We start from the raw sequence: 16699 nt of genomic DNA, 5'->3' as shown, positions 1-16699 counted from the left end.
TTTAAAATCAGACTTTTTAAGATGTTGATATGATAACTGACGCAACTTCAATTTTAATGGTTGCCATCAACGCTGTCAACTAAACTCCACGGAAACTGGCGGCAAATTCACGGCTCAGTCGCCCCGTTCGCCGCGATCTCCCCACAGGTCCGCTCATCTCCCAAGCGATAGGTCACCGTTCAAGCAATGAAAAAGGCTTGAAGTCAGCACTTCAAGCCTTCATCCTACTTACCTTGCGGCTTGTTCGGAATTAATTCACTTTGTTGCGTTGTGGGCTTTTTACCCTCTTTTTTGGACTTGGTTTCGTCTTTGGCCGTATCAGCCTTCTTAGGAGCTGGTGCATCATCGCCATCGACATTGACGCCATAGGCCGTCCGAACACGCGTGTTCACCTCAGCCATCATGTCGGGGTGATCGGCCAGGTACTGCTTGGCATTCTCACGTCCTTGGCCAATCCGGTCTTCACCGTAGGAGTACCAAGAACCACTCTTATCCACGATATCCTTTTCAACCGCCATGTCCAGGAGTTCCCCGGTCTGAGAAATACCTTGACCATACATGATATCCACTTCGGCCCGCTTAAATGGCGAAGCCACCTTGTTCTTGACAACCTTGATCCGGGTACGGTTACCAATGACATCCGTGCCGTCCTTAATCTGTTCCGCCCGCCGTACTTCGAGACGTACCGTCGCGTAGAACTTCAGGGCCCGGCCACCAGGCGTGGTTTCAGGGTTCCCAAACATCACCCCAACCTTTTCCCGAATCTGGTTAATAAACAGGGCAATGGTCTTGGTCTTGTTAATTGACCCGGAAAGCTTCCGCAGGGCTTGAGACATCATCCGTGCTTGCAGCCCCACGTGGGCGTCACCCATTTCGCCTTCGATTTCGGCACGCGGTACTAAGGCCGCAACGGAATCGACGACCACAATATCAACGGCACCACTAGAGATCAACGCATCAGCGATTTCCAGTCCCTGTTCACCAGTATCTGGTTGGGACAGCAACAGGCTGTCGATGTCGACCCCTAATGCTGTCGCATAGGCAGGGTCCAGGGCATTTTCAGCATCAATGTAAGCCGCCGTACCACCACGCTTCTGGACTTCAGCCACCGCGTGCAGGGCGACCGTGGTCTTCCCCGAAGATTCAGGGCCGTAAATTTCGACGATTCGTCCACGTGGATAGCCACCGACCCCTAACGCCACGTCAAGGGCCAACGAGCCAGAAGGCACGGTCTCCACCTGCATATTGGTGTTATCCCCTAACCGCATGATGGAGCCCTTACCAAAGTCTTTTTCAATTTTCTTCAGCGCTTTGTCCAGCGCCGCTTGTCGTTCGTCAGCCATCCAAATCCTCCTTAGGTGCGTTACATTTCAAATAACACTATACCGATTTATTCTTAAAAAAGCAAGCAAAAAGAGAACAAAAGTTCCCCTTTTATTTTTGAGCCGCTAAAACTCGTCGGAGCCAATCTAGTGCCTGCATCACGGCCCGTTCCCGAACCTTAGCCCGGTTACCGGTCAGATGGAGCAGCTTGGCTTGTGGGGCCTGACCGCGCTGTGCTAAGCCCAACCACACGGTGCCGGCCGGCTGACCTTCCAAGGCATCCGGTCCGGCGACTCCCGTAAAGCTAACCGCCAAATCCGTTGCCAACTTCTGACGGGACCGCTCCGCCATCTCCTTAGCCGTCGCCGCGCTCACCACGCCAGCCGTCGCAATGACCGTCTGGGGCACCCCCAGCAAGTCGTGTTTGGCCGCGTTGGCATAGGTTACAAAGCCCCCGGGAAAGACCGCCGAGACCCCCGGCACATCGCCTAACGTGCTCTGAAACTTTCCAGCGGTTAAACTCTCAGCCGCCGTGATCGTCAGGTGCCGGGCAATCAACGTCTTGACGACCACCTGCGCTAGACTATTGTCATCACCGAACCCGTAGAGGTAGTCCCCCACCCGGTCCTGAATGGTGTCGGTCATCTTGTCGAGCAACTGCTCACCGGCTGCCGCTGACTGCGCCGTGGCCGTCAACCGCAACGTCACTTCGTTGACCTTCGCATATGGCGCAATGGTAGGGTTGGTCTGATGATCGATTAGGTCCGCCAACTGGGTGACCAGCTCGGCCTCGCCAATCCCAAAGAAACGCAACACTCGGGAAACCAGAAATTCCTGTCGTTGGTAGGCCGCCTTCAGCCGGGGCAACGCCTCGTTCTCAAACATCGGCTCCAGTTCACTGGGTGGCCCGGGAAGTAGCATCAAGTCTGCCCCGTGAGGATCCCGATAAAAGGACCCCACAGCCATACCAGTCGTATTCTGCAACCGTTCACTACCAGCAAGATACAACGCCTGTAAGCGATTGTTAGGCGTCAATTTTTGGCCCGTCGTCGCAAAGTGGCGCTGAATCTTGGCCATTGCCGGTTGATCCTCAACCAATTTGACCCCCAACAGTTGCGCGACCGTTTGCTTTGTGAGGTCATCTTTGGTTGGTCCCAACCCACCACTAATCACGACTAAATCACTACGCGACCGCGCTTGATTGACCACCGCCGTTAAACGATCGGCATTATCACCCACTAGCGAATGGTAGTAGACTTCAATTCCCGCATCGGCAAGGCCCTGCGCAATGTAGGCCGAGTTCGTATCGACCACCTGCCCTAGCAAAATCTCAGTTCCGACCGCAATAATTTCTGCTTGCATGTTACCCCTCCTGAAGGCTCTTTGACTAACTCCGCAAAAAGCCACAATTTTTTTGTCGAAAACCATCATTTTTAAATTTAATTTTCAATACAGTCCTAGCCGATCCTGATCAATCTGCCCAATTTACCGAACGTACCAATCTCCAGCATACCACCGAATTTCATTTTACGGTGTCAGATTGTCCCGCTAAAGGGCAAGATAACCCCCGTCATCTAAGCAACGGAGGCTATCATTAGACACTATTCAGTGGAAGAATCCGCAAAGACTTGCCGATTTTGAACGAAGTAGTCGATCCCCGAGTAGATCGTAAAGAATAGGCAAATGTAGAAGAAGATTAAGGCCATTGGAATGTGGATCGTCCCAAACCCAATGTTATTTAAGAGCAACAGAATAATGCCGACCATTTGCGTTGTCGTCTTAATCTTTCCCGGCCAAGCCGCCGCTAGCACCCGGCCCCCAGTCTCAACGACGATCAGCCGCAGACCCGTCACAGCCAGTTCACGGCAGACGATAATGGCGACTCCCCAAGCGGGAACGGCCCCCATGTCGACCAACAAGATGAAGGCCGTCATGACAATCATCTTATCGGCTAACGGATCGGCAAATTTACCAAAATTTGTCACCAAATGCTGTCGCCGAGCAATCTGTCCGTCCAAAAAATCAGTAATTGACGCCGCCGCGAAGACGACTGCACCAATCACTTGGGTAACGGGAATTGTGGTTCCCAACCACACGACGTTGCCCCAATTCAAAGGAACGACGAGCAACAATAAGAAAACCGGAATCAAGATGATACGTACAATGGTTAAGCGATTTGGAACATTCACAAACTTTTCCTCCTTAAACATACCTCACGAAAAAAGCGCGCCGGTCGCCACGGACCGACCCGCTTCTACGTTATTTGAATTCCAACGTGACCGTCTGTACCTGACTGGTCGTCGTGCTACTTGAACTCGTCGTGGTCCCAGAGGTGCTGGCACTCGATGCCGTACTCGTGGCAGTCGCCGAAGTGAAGTCAAACGTCTTGCCGTCAACCTTAACCTTGGTAGCTGGTGCATTCCCAAACTTAAAGGTGACACTCGTTGCGGAACTTGGGATCGTCATCGTGTGCGAGGTCGCTGATGACAAGGTTCCTTGCCAACTCGTTGCGCCGTTGACCGTCACGGACATCCAGGCACTGCTGCTGGCAGAAAGGGCTAATTTAGGTTTAGAAGCCGCATTCTTCATTTCCCAAGTCGAGCCGGAAGTCGTCGTGCTCAGTTGTTTAAAGCTGGCCGTCTTTTTCTTGGATGACGACTTTGATGACGTGCTGCTGGACTTCGATGAGCTGCTGGAAGACTTATTCGAACTCCCGGAAACGCTCACCGAACTACTATCGACATTATCTTGTTTGCTACTGCTACCATTACGCGAAGCCGCGACCCAGATTCCCACCAGGACGACTAGTACCACGATAACAATACCAATCACCGGAATGGTGCGCCGCAACTTGACGTACCGGTCATCGACCTTTCGTTGCTGGGAACGGGTCTCCGGATTATTTTCGTTGACCTTGTCCACATATTCCTGCGTCTGGGTACTTGGCAGGGCACTGTCGAATTGCTTTAACAGTTCGGCCCCATCCAAGTCAACCATGTCAGCATACTGCTTAATAAAGGCCCGGACATAAAAGTCTCCCGGCAGTTCGTCGAAGTTTTGATCCTCAATCGCAATGAGGTAACGCTTCTGAATCTTGGTTGTCTGTTGCAGATCGTCCAACGTGAAGCCCTTCGCAATCCGGGCATCCCGCAGTGTTTTCCCCAATGTTATTTTGTTTTCACTCATTTTTAATTCTCCACCTGTTCAAAATTTCTCTACTAGCAGTATAGCATAGGCGCCCCGTCATTTTCAGCGACAGGCTCCAGAATTCATGATTTAACGGTTTCTTAATCTCCACTTAGGGAAAAATCGTATAGACCGTTTGCCGACACTGGGCCAAAAAGTCCCGTGCAGCAGCTAATAAGTCCTCAAAACTTAATTGCTCCAAAATAGTTAGTTCATCGAAAATAGTCGCATCATCAAATAGTGGACCATCATACTGGTTGGCAATCCCCTCAACCGAGTTAATGGCGCCGACGATTCGTCCAACCGCCTCGCGTTTTACGAGCTCAAATTGTGGTTTGGCCGCGGCTAATTGGGTCGCAGCGTCCGCTAAGATCGCGGTGATCTCGCGGGCAAACGCCTCGGGCTGATCGGTATCCCCGGCCAATTGGGCAAAGTGGGCCCCCCGCTGAACCTGAAAGTCATAGCCGAAACTGTCGTCAATAACGTTGGCATCGTATAGTCGTAGGTAATTATCGCTGGTGTCGTTAAACAACAGGTCAAACATCAACGAGACGGCCACACTATAGCGTAGTCCGGCACGGCCAGTCGGAACCTGATCAAAGCCCCGTAACCCCAGACTAACCTTGGGCCGAGAAACGGTGAGTTGGCGCGTCGTCGCCGCAACAATCTCATTTGGCTGGGCTTGGGGTGAGGGTACCCGCGTGATCGGTTCGTTCGGCGCAAACGTTTTACCCGCTTGATTTGCCGTAATCCAATCCAGGGTCTCCTCTGGGTCCAACTGGCCCACCACGATTAAGTTCATATTGCTAGGATGATAGAAAGTGTTGTAGGCGGCGTACAGGTCATCCGCCGTAATCCGATCAATGGAATCAATCGTCCCGGCAATATCAATGTGCAACGGTTCCTTAGGATACAGCTGACCAATCATCCCAAAATAGCTTTGCCAGCCCGGGTCATCATCGTACATTTGAATCTCCTGGCCAATGATTCCCTTTTCCTTATTCACCGTTTCCGCCGTAAAGTAAGGGTCCTGCACGAAGTCGAGCAGAATCTCCAGGTTTTCCTTCAAATGACTCGTCGTCGCAAACAAATAACTGGTCTGCGTGAAGCCAGTAAAGGCGTTGGCACTCGCGCCATACTTGCCGAACAGGTCAAAGGCATCGTGATCTTTCTTCTCAAACAGCTTGTGTTCCAAGAAATGTGCAATGCCGTCCGGAAAGCGCACGGATTGGTGCTGACCACGGGGAACAAATTCGTTGTCCATGGCGCCGTAATCTGTGGTCATGATCGCAAAGGTCTTGTGAAAACCTGCCTTGGGAACCATGAGCACCTTCAACCCGTTGGCCAGTGTCGTCTGGTAAACCGTTTCGCCTAACCGGTCATATTTTTTCTTACTGAGCACCCTGCACACCTCCATGTAAACAATATGTTGCTTGCAGCGTCACCTTTTGAGCCACCCGCGTGACATCGTCAACGGTAATTGCTGCTAATTTTTCTTGCCAAGCCGCTAAAGGCTCGTGTAAATGGGTTAATTGCGTATTTAATAAGCCCGTCAACCGCCGTTGTGGACTGTCCAGTGCCGCCAGCCGCGCATTTAAAAGGCTGGCCTTGACCTCCGCCAAGAGTTTTTCGGACAGTTCGCCACGTTGAACCGCCGCTAGTTGCGCGGCGATAATGGTCGTCACGCGCTGCTGATTCTCCGCTTGAATCCCCGTCTGAACGCTCAGAGTTCCGGTGAAGGGATTGTAGCCACTGCTGGCGTAATAAGCCAAGCTGGCCTTTTCTCGAACGTTGGTAAATAGCAGTGACAGGGGCGTGCCCCCAAAAGCTGCATTAAAGACCACGGCCGCCATAAAGTCGTCATCATCGCGATAAATTGGCAGCTGGTAGGCCAAGTTCAACTTCGCCTGCACGACTGGTGCCTCATCGTCGCCGACCTGTACCTGGTCACGAACAGACCAGCGGTAATACGGCGTGCTGTCGGCGATGGTTCGGTCAGCCAGCGGCCAATCGGCAATCGCGGCTTGGGCCCGCTCCGCGTTGACGTCGCCAACCACCGCAACATGCACAGCATCGTTGGCCAGCATATCCTGGTAAGTCCCTAAGATATCGGTCGCTGACAGGTCGTTTAAGACGTGGACATCCCCCAATGCGCTCATGGCCTGTGTGGGCTGACCCGTGAAGAGGAGCTCCTGTAGCCGTCGATTGGCGAGGTATTGTTTGTCATCGTCCAACGACTTAATGGCCGTTAATAAGTTTTGTCGTTGCTGCGTAAACGTGGCCGGATCGAAGTTTCCCTGCGGCAACAATGGGGCAAATAAAACTTCTTTTAACAGCGCCATCCCCTGTTCGAATAAGGGTTGTTGCGGGCCAAAATTATCGAGATACTGTTCGTCCACGAGGGAACAGGTCAACCGGATCACATGTTTTGTCCCCAACTTCAGGACGCTGATACCAAAGCTGGCACCGTACAAGCGTGACAGTTCGCGGGCCAAAGCGGTCTGTGTCGGATAGGCCGCCGTACTGGTCTCCAAGACCTGAGCCAACAGCGCACGGGCCGTGATTGCCGTGGCTTGAAGTGGTGCCACGAAATCCACCTTGATCCCAATGGTTTTAAATTGTTTTGTGGGCAACAAATCCAAGGTTACCCCGTCTTTTATGCGAAAGTGCACGCGCAATTGCCTCCTCTAGCAAAATACTAATCGATGTTTAATTCTAAAGGAACCCGCCACTAAATACAAGCGACGCCCCTGATAATCGGCTTCATTTCTACGATCAGACCGACTACTCATCCTTGCTCGACGGCCGGCAGTCAGCAGTTGTGATCTTTTTTGCATGCGACTTCTTCTCGGCTGACAATTTAGCCAAAAAAAGACGCCACCCAGATGGATGACGTCATACGGACTCGAGGTCCAATCAGATATTGCTATCTTATAACCCTAACGATAACATTTTCGCATTTCTTCGACAAGATCAATTTACCAACAACCGGTCCAAGATTAACTCGTCATTTATTTATTTTTCAGCAATGGCGTATCCACGTTGTTACCGAACCACTTTTCATTGATTTTCTGTAGTTGTCCATCGGCGGCCAACTTCTTCAATCCGGCGTTAATCTTGTGGCGCATCGTCACATCACCCTTGCGCATCCCCACGGCAAACTTTTCCTTGGGGAAACTGCCAACCGTGACTCGATAATCCTCGGGGTGGGCTTGGTGTTTAATGTAATAATTGGCGTAGGTGCTGTCGATCAACAACCCCTTGATGCGTCCCACGTTTAAATCAATAAAGGCATTGGTAAAGGAATCGTAGGTCACGGCGTCGTGATTCTTAATTCGGTTCTTAAGGAGCTTCGGGTACGTCTCGATATCGTTGGCACCGGATGATCCGGTCTGAGCGCCCAGCACTTTACCCGTCATGTCCCGATACGACGTGATGTGGTTCTTCTTCAGTGTGACCAGCACCTGATCGTTGTTCAAATAGGTATCCGAGAAGGCCACCTGCTTAGCACGCTGTGGGGTGATCGAGAAACCATTCCAGATGAGGTCAATCGTCCCGTTGTGGAGTTCCGTCACGTTCATACTCCAGTCGATGGATTGAAAGTCCACCTTGATACCATACTGCTTAAAGACCGCGCGGGCCAAGTCGATATCGTAGCCAACCAGCTGACCACTCTTTTCGCGGAACCCCATCGGCACGAAGCTATCATCCAGGCCAATGACGACCTTCTTTTTCCGTTGAATGGTGGACCACGTATCCTGCGTGTTAGCGCGTTGCGTGACGTTCGTGCCACACCCGGCCAAGGTGACGGTCAAGCCCACCACCAGTAGAGCCAGCGCGAACAAACGCATTTTTTTAAATTTCATGGCGTGGCACCTCCCTACTCTTTGGGTTCAACCCGTAACATCTGATCAGCAATTGATTCCGCGAATGGCATATCGTGGGTCACCACAATTTGGGTCATGCCCTCGCGCTTGAGCTTTAAAATAATCTCTTCCACTTCACGACGTAGGTCGGGGTCCAGTGCCGAAGTGGGCTCGTCGTAGCACAGCAACTTCGGGTGCATGGCCAAGGCCCGGACGATGGCGACGCGTTGTTTCTGACCACCGGAGAGCTCATATGGAAAGAGGTCTGCCTTGCCGCCTAGATTCAATCGATCGAGAAGTGTCCGGGCTTCTTGTTCAGCATCCGCCGTAGACTTCTTTAAAACCATGATGGGCGCCAACACGACATTCTGTAAAACGGTCAAATTAGGAAATAACTGAAAATCCTGAAACACAACGCCAATCACGGCATCGTTGTCCCGATTTGTCGCGGGGTCAAAGGCTTGGCCGTCCAATAAGAACTGGCCGCCATCAACCATTTCCAACCCGCTAATGCACCGCAGTAACGTGGTCTTTCCGGCCCCAGAAGGCCCCACGATCGTTAAGATCTGACCGTCGTTAACGGTTAAATTGACCTTATCCAAGATCGTTTTGCCGTCAAACTTTTTCGTAATCCCTTTAAGTTCTAACATAAGATAACCATCCTTTCTCTAACGCCAGTAACTGTAGTGTTTTTCCAATCGCTTCAAGACCAGCGTGCAAACGGCCGTTAACAGTAAGTAGATCACACCAACCAATAACATTGGCACCAGCGTGACGTCTCTGGCCATGGCCACGTTCCCGGCACGTAACAGGTCGCCCAGACCGATGACGTAGACCAAGGATGAATCCTTAACCAAGTTAATGACCTCGTTACCAATGGATGGCAGGACAATCTTAACCACTTGTGGAATCACAATCTTACGAAGCGTCTGCCACTTGGTTAACCGCAAGACCCGGGCACTTTCGTACTGGCCAACCGGGATGGCTTGTAGACCACCACGGAAGATTTCAGCAAAGTACGCCGTGTAGTTCAGGATGAAGGCGAAGAGCGCGGCATCGTAGCGGTTGAAGACAATCCCGATGATCGGCAACCCATAAAAGACGAAAATTAATTGCAATAACAGGGGCGTGCCTCGCATTAACCAAACGTAGATATTAATCAACCAAGTCAAGGGTTTGAACCGGGTAATCATGCCCAGACCTACTAAGATTCCCAGCGGAACGGAAACGATTAAGGTCCAAAAGAATATGGATAACGTCATTCCGGTTCCGGAAATCAGTGATGGTAAAATCTGACTAACATAGTGCATAACAATTCTCCTCCTTCTTCAACAAAAAACGCCCTCCTGAGATTTCTCTCAAGAGGGCGTAATCACGCGGTGCCACCTCATGTACTCGGTGAGCTTACGCCACACCGACTTACGGAGTTCCTTGCACCCCATGAAAATAAAAAAGTCCTCTTAGACCCTAACTGGGCCTAAGAGGACGATCACATCGTGGTTCCACCTCTAGTTTGCTAAGTCATCACTGACCTAACCTCGGTGAGTTGCAAGCAACTCCAGCTATAACGGGCTATCCCGGATCATCCTACTCGCTTCAGACGACCAACTCACAGATGTGTTTCGGACAAACAAGGTCACCCGTTTCCATCATTCGGGCTTTCTGTTGACACTTATCTGACCTACTCTTCTGTTCAACGTTTTTCGTTTCGTTGACAATATACTACTTTTAATTTTCACAAACGTCAAGGCTTATTGCCAAATTTCCTGAAAATTCACTTGCTTGGTGATCACAATTTGGTTAACCGCGATGGAACCAGCTGCTGACCTTGTGCCAGAACCCATCCGGTTCCTGATCTTCCAACTTCATCAACGGAACCGTCTCACCCTCTAAGCGCCGTGCAACATTCCGGTAGCCCTGTGAAGCGGCATTATCGGCATCCATCACGATCGGTTCACCCTGGTTGGAAGTTGAAATAACGGCATCATCATCAAAGATAATTCCGAGTAATTCAATGCCCAAATGATGGGTAATCTCATCGATATCCATCATGGAACCATCTTGCATCATGTTCCGCCGAATCCGGTTAATCAACAAGCGTGGTGCCTCGGTCAATGGATGTTGTTCCAACAAGCCGACGACCCGATCGGCATCCCGGACGGCCGAAATTTCGGGGGTCGTGACGACGATGGCAGCATCTGCCCCGGCGACAGCGTTCATGAACCCCTGCTCAATCCCAGCAGGACAGTCGATCAACACATAGTCGTATTCTGGCTTTAATTCGTCCACGATCGCCTTAACTTGTTCGGGTTGAAGAGCCGTCTTATCCGTATTCTGCGCAGCCGGTAACAGGTAAAGCTTATCATCGAATCGCTTGTCCTTGACCAGCGCCTGGGGTAACTTGGCCCGGCCACTCGCCACGTCCACGATGTCGTAAATGATGCGGTTGTCCAATCCCAGAACAACGTCTAAGTTCCGTAGACCAATATCCAAGTCCATCAGGCACACCCGTTTGCCCATTAAGGCGAGTGCCGTCCCAATGTTGGCACTGGTTGTGGTCTTGCCCACACCACCCTTACCAGAGGTGATCACAATTGCTTTTCCCATTCTAAATTCCTCCAATCCGGTTGTACAATTTCGGGTTGATCTTCTTTAATGCACTGCGCTGACCATATGACAACACGTGGAGGTCGTTCACGTAAGCGATGGTTTGATTGGAATCGGCTACTTGGTCGGATTCAATGATGTCAAACTGTTCGGCAATTCTAACCTGTTGTGCGGTCGCCAGATTCCCCATAATCAGCTTGGATTCATCATCGGGATAGCCCGCCTGTAAGATACCGCTCACATCACCCATTGAGAAAATATTTCCGGTCGTACAGAGCTTACCACCCTCGTGAATGGTCCCTAAAAATAGGACATCCCCTTGCATGGTCACGTCTTGACCATTCCGGATGACCTTACTCAACAGGTGAACATTTTCACGCTCACGCAACTGAACGGCATCCGCGATAGTCATCACGTTCGCCGCAATTTTATGGATTTCAAAACGCGGGTAGTTTCCGACCAGCTTTTCGACCTGTGACTTCTCATCGGCCGTCAAAATCCGATCCTCGGTCAACACATCCAGCGAAACCTTCGCCGTCTCCATGGCCTGTGGATCAACATTTAAATTTTCCAGTAATGCTCTCAAATCAGCTAGAATTTGGTCCATGCTCGCTGATTGCTTGAGCACCAAATCATAGCCGTTTTGCGTTCCCCGTAATACGGCAGCTTGCATAACGTTCGTTCCCTTCACCTATTTTAACCAATTATACACCCCGCGAATTGGAAAATATAAGACCACGTACATGGCGAGATTTAACGCCAAGGTTGGGGCCAAGGTATTCACCAAAAACGCACTGCCCGACATGGCCGTCATGTGTACGACCCGACTGGCCACAAAGCTTAAGGCTTCAACAATGGTGATATCAATAAAGTAGATTAATAGTCCACTCAAAAAATTAGGACTAATGTATTTGATCGTCACCCGTGTCACGTAGACAATCAACGGAAAGACAAAGATGTACACGCCGAAAATCCCCGTATAGTAGAGATCAAAGACAATCCCGGCGGCAATCGCCCACTTCACCAGCGGCATCGGCATGTTTTCTTCGAATAGCACGCCACACACCAGCCAGAGAACTACCAAGTGGCTAATCATGACCGAGGGTGTGCTGAACAGATGGACGCTAAAGATTTGACTGATGCTACCATCTAGAAACAGCATCAAGAACAGACCGATCGGAAAACCAAAACGCATTTTAGATAATCGATACACGTCTTAGCCCCCTTATTGTTTCGTAACCGCAACCGTCACAATGTTCAGGTCGCCTAAATCCGTTGCTGGCGTGATGTACAACTTCGTCGATAACCCGTAATCAGAACCAACCGATTTGGCAACGGTTCCGACGAACAGACCCTTAGGGGTTACCCCACCGAGGCCACTGGTAATCACCTTGTCACCCTTGCTAATCTTCGATTTCGTCGTCAGATTATCCATGGTAATTTGACCGGTAGCGGCCTTGTAGCCACTCAGCACCCCGTTGACCGTCTTCCCGGACTTGGTCGATACCGTCACGGCAAACCGGTTGGCGGAATCATTATTATCCGTAATGAGTTCGACCTTTGAATTCGTCTTGTTGACTTCAGAGACCCGTCCTACGAGACCGGAACCGGCCATCACGGGCATGTTTTTCACAACACCGGCTGAAGCGCCCCTATTAATAATCACTTGATTTTGCCAAGACGAAGGTGTTCGGGTAATCACCGCAGCCGTGATGGCCGTGTAATCCGTCAGTGACCCGTTCAGTTTGATCTCTTGCTTAAGCTGTTTGTTTTCCTTAGCTAGTGTTTGATCACGCACCTTGGTCTGAGCGAGCTCGCTGACCTGCTTCTTCAATTGCTGGTTTTCTTGATACGTGTTCAGCAATTCTGAAATTGAGCTCACGGAACCGCGTAACCCATTCGCTGGCAGAGCGACAACCCGATCGGCCAGCCCCACAATATCGTTACCGAATTGCTGAATCAGCGGTGGCGTGGACTTCTTGTTACGAATAGCTACGGACACCGTCATCAAAGCAAAGCTAACAATCAAGCAGACAATAATGATCACGAGTCGCCGATTGAAAGAAAATTTCTGCATGTTTGACCTCCATCTTGTTCGCCAGTCACAGCATCGTCACTGGCGTCACAATAAAGAAGCGGGAAGCTGCCTTCCCGCTAGTCCCTATTTTTTCTTCATGACATCGATACTCTTTAATGATTCACCAGTACCAGCCGCGACACAATCCAGTGGATCGTTGGCGATGGAAACTGGCACTTTGGTGGCATCGGCAATGACTTCCGATAGGTTCTTCAGGAGTGCACCCCCACCGGTCAACACAATGCCGTGATCAATCACGTCAGCGGCGATTTCCGGTGATGTTTCTTCTAAAGTTTCTTTAATTGCCGTAATCACGTCTTGAACGGGTTCTTGAATGGCCTTGGCCACATCAACAGCGGAGACTTCCACTGCCTTTGGTAAGCCAGAAACCAGGTCTCGGCCCCGAATCGTGGCGCCTTCAATCTTGTCGGCATCTTCGACCGAAGCGGATCCAATGTCCATCTTCAGCTTTTCGGCGGTCCGTTCACCAATCAACAGGTTGAAGTTTGACCGCACATACGTTGCAATCGCATCATCCAACTTGTCACCGGCAACCCGGATGGAGCGACTGGACACGATTCCCCCAAGAGAAATCGTTGCCACGTCGGTCGTTCCACCACCCATGTCAACCACCATGCTACCGGTGGGGTCCATAACGGGCAACCCGGCACCAATAGCCGCAGCAAATGGTTCTTCAATAACGTAAGCGTCACGAGCACCAGCAACACGGGTCGCGTCAATGACTGCCCGTTTTTCAACTTCCGTTACACCGCTTGGCACACAAACCATGACGTAAGGCTTACCGCTGGACTTACCCACCGTCTTTTCGATGAAGTACTTCATCATCGCAACGGTCGTATCGTAATCCGCAATAACCCCGTCTTTCATGGGCCGAATGGCAACAATACTTGCCGGCGTCCGACCAATCATTGCACGTGCGTCTTCACCAACGGACACAATTTCCCCAGACTTTGTGTTCTTGGCAACAACAGAAGGTTCGCGTAGAACGATTCCCTTACCGTCAACATACACAATTGTATTGGCGGTACCAAGATCGATTCCAATATTTTTCGTTCCTAATCCGAACACTGTGTTTCATCCCTTCGTGGTCAACAAAATATTTATAGTTTTTTGTCTTATTCATTGATAGACGTATTATAACATACCTATCTACGTGAGAACACGTCGTCAATGTCAAGAATACCGAACTTTTAACGAGAAAGAAATAGGTAAAACTGATTTTAATCAGATTTTAAACCTTCTGACTTATTTGCCACGGGCTTGAGGGGCAAGATCCCGGCCTCACGCAGACTATAGTAGTTCTGCAACCCAATGACAAAACCATCGAGCAGCGGAATCCCCATGAGCTCCCCACACGTCGCCAATCGCCGCATGAACTGTAGATCATTGGGCGAGGGATCGGCCAAGCCACTGGGATGGTTGTGGGCGACCACAATCGCCGCCGCACCGGTCACAACGGCCAATCGAAAAACCTCGCGCGGATGGACAGGACAACTATCTAACGTCCCCACAAAGACCGTTTGCCGGTCAATGATGCGATGTTTCGCATCCAGGGCGAGAACTTCCAAGCGTTCCTGAGGGGCATACCGCAATTCATCCATCAGTAGCCCCCCAATCTGACTGCTGGCCGACACCTCACCATAGATGGGCCGCGGTGCCCGTTGCACCCAGCGTCCCAACGCAATCGCCGTCAGCAAGGCGCGCCGTGCGGCATTGCCTCCCACATAGTGCTGACACTGTCGCTGGCTGGCATAGCGCAGATTGGCCACACACCGAAAATACCGAAAGAAGCGGTCAACTTCCTCAGTCGGGGCCAACCCCAACTGCCGCATGACTCGTCGCACTAGCTCACGTTCATTGGTACTGCTCACCCGTTGTCGTTGCATTCTTCTCAGCTCCCTTACAGACTAACTCCGTAAAAGGTCGCCATTTATTCGTCAGCATCTTTAAAATACTGCCGAACTTCCGAAATAAAGTAAAGTGAACCCGTCAATAAGACGAGATCATCCGCCGAAACGTTGGCCAGCGCCTGTTTTAACGCACTGGGCCAGTCCGCGGCCATGGTGATCCGTTTATGCGAAGTGACGGCGTCTTCCAGCGCCTGAGGTGTCGCCGCCGGACGCTTCCCCGGACCTTGAAATTGGGTCACGATGATGTGGACATTGGACACCTTCAGCAGCGTGCGTACCATCTGAGAATACTGCTTATCCGCCAACACCGCCAGAATAATGTAAATGTCGTGCTGCGCAAAGTGCTGGCGTAACAACTGCGCCATTTCCACCATGGCCGGCTCGTTGTGGGCCCCATCAATGGCAATGACCGGTTCAGCCGTTAACCGTTCAAACCGACCAGGCCAGGCCGTATGCTTCAAGCCGGCCCGAATCTCGGCAATGTTAACGGGAAGCTGCCGCACCTGATGATACGTGATGAAGGCCGTCAACGCGGTCGCCGCATTGTCAATCTGATATTGCCCCAGCAGGTCAATCTCGAGGTGGCGCCACCGATGATCGCCCCAGGTGTAGGCGAATCGCTCCCCCCACCCCGGTTCGGGCTGATTCTGAACGTTAAAGTCCCGGCCCAACGCCCGGACATCCGTGTGCTGAGCGGTCGCCGTTTGGTCCATCACCGCCAACGCGTCGGGCGTGAGGCGGCCACAAACGACCGGTACGCCAGACTTGATAATCCCCGCCTTTTGCATGGCAATCTTGGGAATTGTGTCCCCGAGAATCTTCATGTGATCCAGGCCAATGGTGGTAATCACCGACACGGCCGGCGTGATAATGTTGGTCGAATCGTACAGGCCCCCCAGGCCAACCTCGACAATCACGATATCAACGGGATGGCTGGCAAAATAACAAAACATCAGGGCCGTGTCGATTTCAAATTCCGTGGGCCCCTCCTCGGCTAACTCGCGATCCAGCCGCGCAACCACGGGCTGAATCCGATTAACCATCGCCACGAGATCATCATCACTGATGGGCTGGCCGTCGGTGCTGATTCGTTCGTTGAACCGGGTAATAAACGGCGAAGTAAACGTCCCCACCGTCTGGCCTTCCGCCATAAAGAGGTCGCGCAAGAAGGCTACCGTGGAGCCCTTACCGTTGGTTCCCGCAACGTGAATCATCTTTAACTGTGCCTGTGGATCACCCAAGATGTGCATAAATTGCCGCATCCGGTCCAGCGTCGGTTTTTTCTTAAACCGATCGCGACCGTGGATGAACTGCAGGGCTTCAGCGTACGTTTCTACCAAAATAAACAACCTCCCGCATAAGTCACTGCCTCTTAGTGTAGCAGATTTTCCCGTGAACGGCGAAACGTTCAACGCCTTCCCCAACTGACGACACCCGCCCACCACGTCATGCCACGCACGATGAGGCTTAAAACCGTTGTCTGGTACCGATTTTAGACGCAATGTGCGGTTAGACTGCTGAGCGTCATGACTTAAGAAAAGGTAAGGTTTCAGTTTGAGCCGCAACCCAAGTACGCGTTTTGACATTAGTACTTAATAGGCGCAAAAAAATGGTTCTAAAATATCTGTTGTTGGTAATCAATTTAATTGATTACTGGCAACGGATATTTTTGTATACTGTGTAGAGTAAAAAAAGTGTATAAAAAAGGG

General features: G+C 51.1%; 16 protein-coding genes and 1 other annotated feature. All 16 genes read right to left on the bottom strand.

Features of this window, described 5'->3' with window-relative positions; translation table 11 throughout:
• Window positions 1-224 precede the first annotated feature (224 nt).
• Complete coding sequence (recA, locus tag HEQ50_RS07190) at window positions 225-1343, bottom strand: recombinase RecA (protein WP_168899843.1); 1119 nt, start codon at window positions 1341-1343, stop codon at window positions 225-227.
• Between the two features lie 91 nt (window positions 1344-1434).
• A complete protein-coding gene (locus HEQ50_RS07185; RefSeq protein WP_168899842.1) occupies window positions 1435-2685 on the bottom strand; it encodes a competence/damage-inducible protein A in 1251 nt (416 codons plus the stop codon).
• Between the two features lie 239 nt (window positions 2686-2924).
• Entirely contained in the window at window positions 2925-3512 is a 588-nt protein-coding gene (gene pgsA, locus HEQ50_RS07180; protein ID WP_168899841.1) for a CDP-diacylglycerol--glycerol-3-phosphate 3-phosphatidyltransferase, read from the bottom strand.
• Window positions 3513-3582: 70 nt separating this feature from the next.
• Window positions 3583-4509: a helix-turn-helix domain-containing protein gene (locus HEQ50_RS07175; RefSeq protein ID WP_168899840.1), complete on the bottom strand. Its 927-nt coding sequence runs from the start codon at window positions 4507-4509 to the stop codon at window positions 3583-3585.
• Between the two features lie 112 nt (window positions 4510-4621).
• Window positions 4622-5926: an EF-P 5-aminopentanol modification-associated protein YfmH gene (gene yfmH, locus HEQ50_RS07170; RefSeq protein WP_168899839.1), complete on the bottom strand. Its 1305-nt coding sequence runs from the start codon at window positions 5924-5926 to the stop codon at window positions 4622-4624.
• Complete coding sequence (yfmF, locus tag HEQ50_RS07165; RefSeq protein WP_168899838.1) at window positions 5901-7181, bottom strand: EF-P 5-aminopentanol modification-associated protein YfmF; 1281 nt, start codon at window positions 7179-7181, stop codon at window positions 5901-5903. The genes yfmH and yfmF overlap by 26 nt, the downstream gene beginning before the upstream one ends.
• 339 nt (window positions 7182-7520) lie before the next feature.
• The gene (locus HEQ50_RS07160) at window positions 7521-8375 is read right to left on the bottom strand and encodes an amino acid ABC transporter substrate-binding protein (protein WP_168899837.1); all 855 of its coding nucleotides are present in this window, start codon (window positions 8373-8375) and stop codon (window positions 7521-7523) included.
• A gap of 14 nt (window positions 8376-8389) precedes the next feature.
• Window positions 8390-9025, bottom strand: a complete 636-nt coding sequence (locus HEQ50_RS07155) for an amino acid ABC transporter ATP-binding protein (RefSeq protein ID WP_168899836.1) — start codon at window positions 9023-9025, stop codon at window positions 8390-8392.
• Window positions 9026-9043: 18 nt separating this feature from the next.
• On the bottom strand, window positions 9044-9685 hold the full coding sequence (locus HEQ50_RS07150; RefSeq protein ID WP_168899835.1) for an amino acid ABC transporter permease: 642 nt from the start codon (window positions 9683-9685) through the stop codon (window positions 9044-9046).
• A 168-nt stretch (window positions 9686-9853) separates the two neighbouring features.
• Window positions 9854-10081, bottom strand: a binding site (T-box leader).
• Window positions 10082-10175: 94 nt separating this feature from the next.
• Entirely contained in the window at window positions 10176-10982 is an 807-nt protein-coding gene (gene minD, locus HEQ50_RS07145) for a septum site-determining protein MinD (protein WP_168899834.1), read from the bottom strand.
• Window position 10983: 1 nt separating this feature from the next.
• A complete protein-coding gene (locus HEQ50_RS07140; RefSeq protein ID WP_168899833.1) occupies window positions 10984-11655 on the bottom strand; it encodes a septum site-determining protein MinC in 672 nt (223 codons plus the stop codon).
• A gap of 18 nt (window positions 11656-11673) precedes the next feature.
• Window positions 11674-12195 carry a rod shape-determining protein MreD gene (mreD, locus tag HEQ50_RS07135; protein WP_168899832.1) on the bottom strand — a complete coding sequence of 174 codons (522 nt, stop codon included), beginning with the start codon at window positions 12193-12195 and terminating at the stop codon, window positions 11674-11676.
• Between the two features lie 12 nt (window positions 12196-12207).
• Entirely contained in the window at window positions 12208-13059 is an 852-nt protein-coding gene (gene mreC, locus HEQ50_RS07130; protein WP_168899831.1) for a rod shape-determining protein MreC, read from the bottom strand.
• Window positions 13060-13143: 84 nt separating this feature from the next.
• The gene (locus tag HEQ50_RS07125) at window positions 13144-14148 is read right to left on the bottom strand and encodes a rod shape-determining protein (RefSeq protein ID WP_020088369.1); all 1005 of its coding nucleotides are present in this window, start codon (window positions 14146-14148) and stop codon (window positions 13144-13146) included.
• Between the two features lie 152 nt (window positions 14149-14300).
• Window positions 14301-14966, bottom strand: coding sequence for a RadC family protein (locus tag HEQ50_RS07120; protein WP_168899830.1), 666 nt, complete (start codon window positions 14964-14966; stop codon window positions 14301-14303).
• A gap of 44 nt (window positions 14967-15010) precedes the next feature.
• Window positions 15011-16330 (bottom strand): folylpolyglutamate synthase/dihydrofolate synthase family protein, encoded by a 1320-nt coding sequence (locus tag HEQ50_RS07115; RefSeq protein ID WP_168899829.1) that lies wholly within the window; start codon window positions 16328-16330, stop codon window positions 15011-15013.
• Window positions 16331-16699: the final 369 nt, after the last annotated feature.

Source organism: Lactobacillus sp. HBUAS51381 (genome assembly GCF_012641095.1).
Classification (GTDB): Bacteria; Bacillota; Bacilli; order Lactobacillales; family Lactobacillaceae; genus Levilactobacillus.
This window is presented reverse-complemented; position numbering and strand designations above follow the sequence as displayed.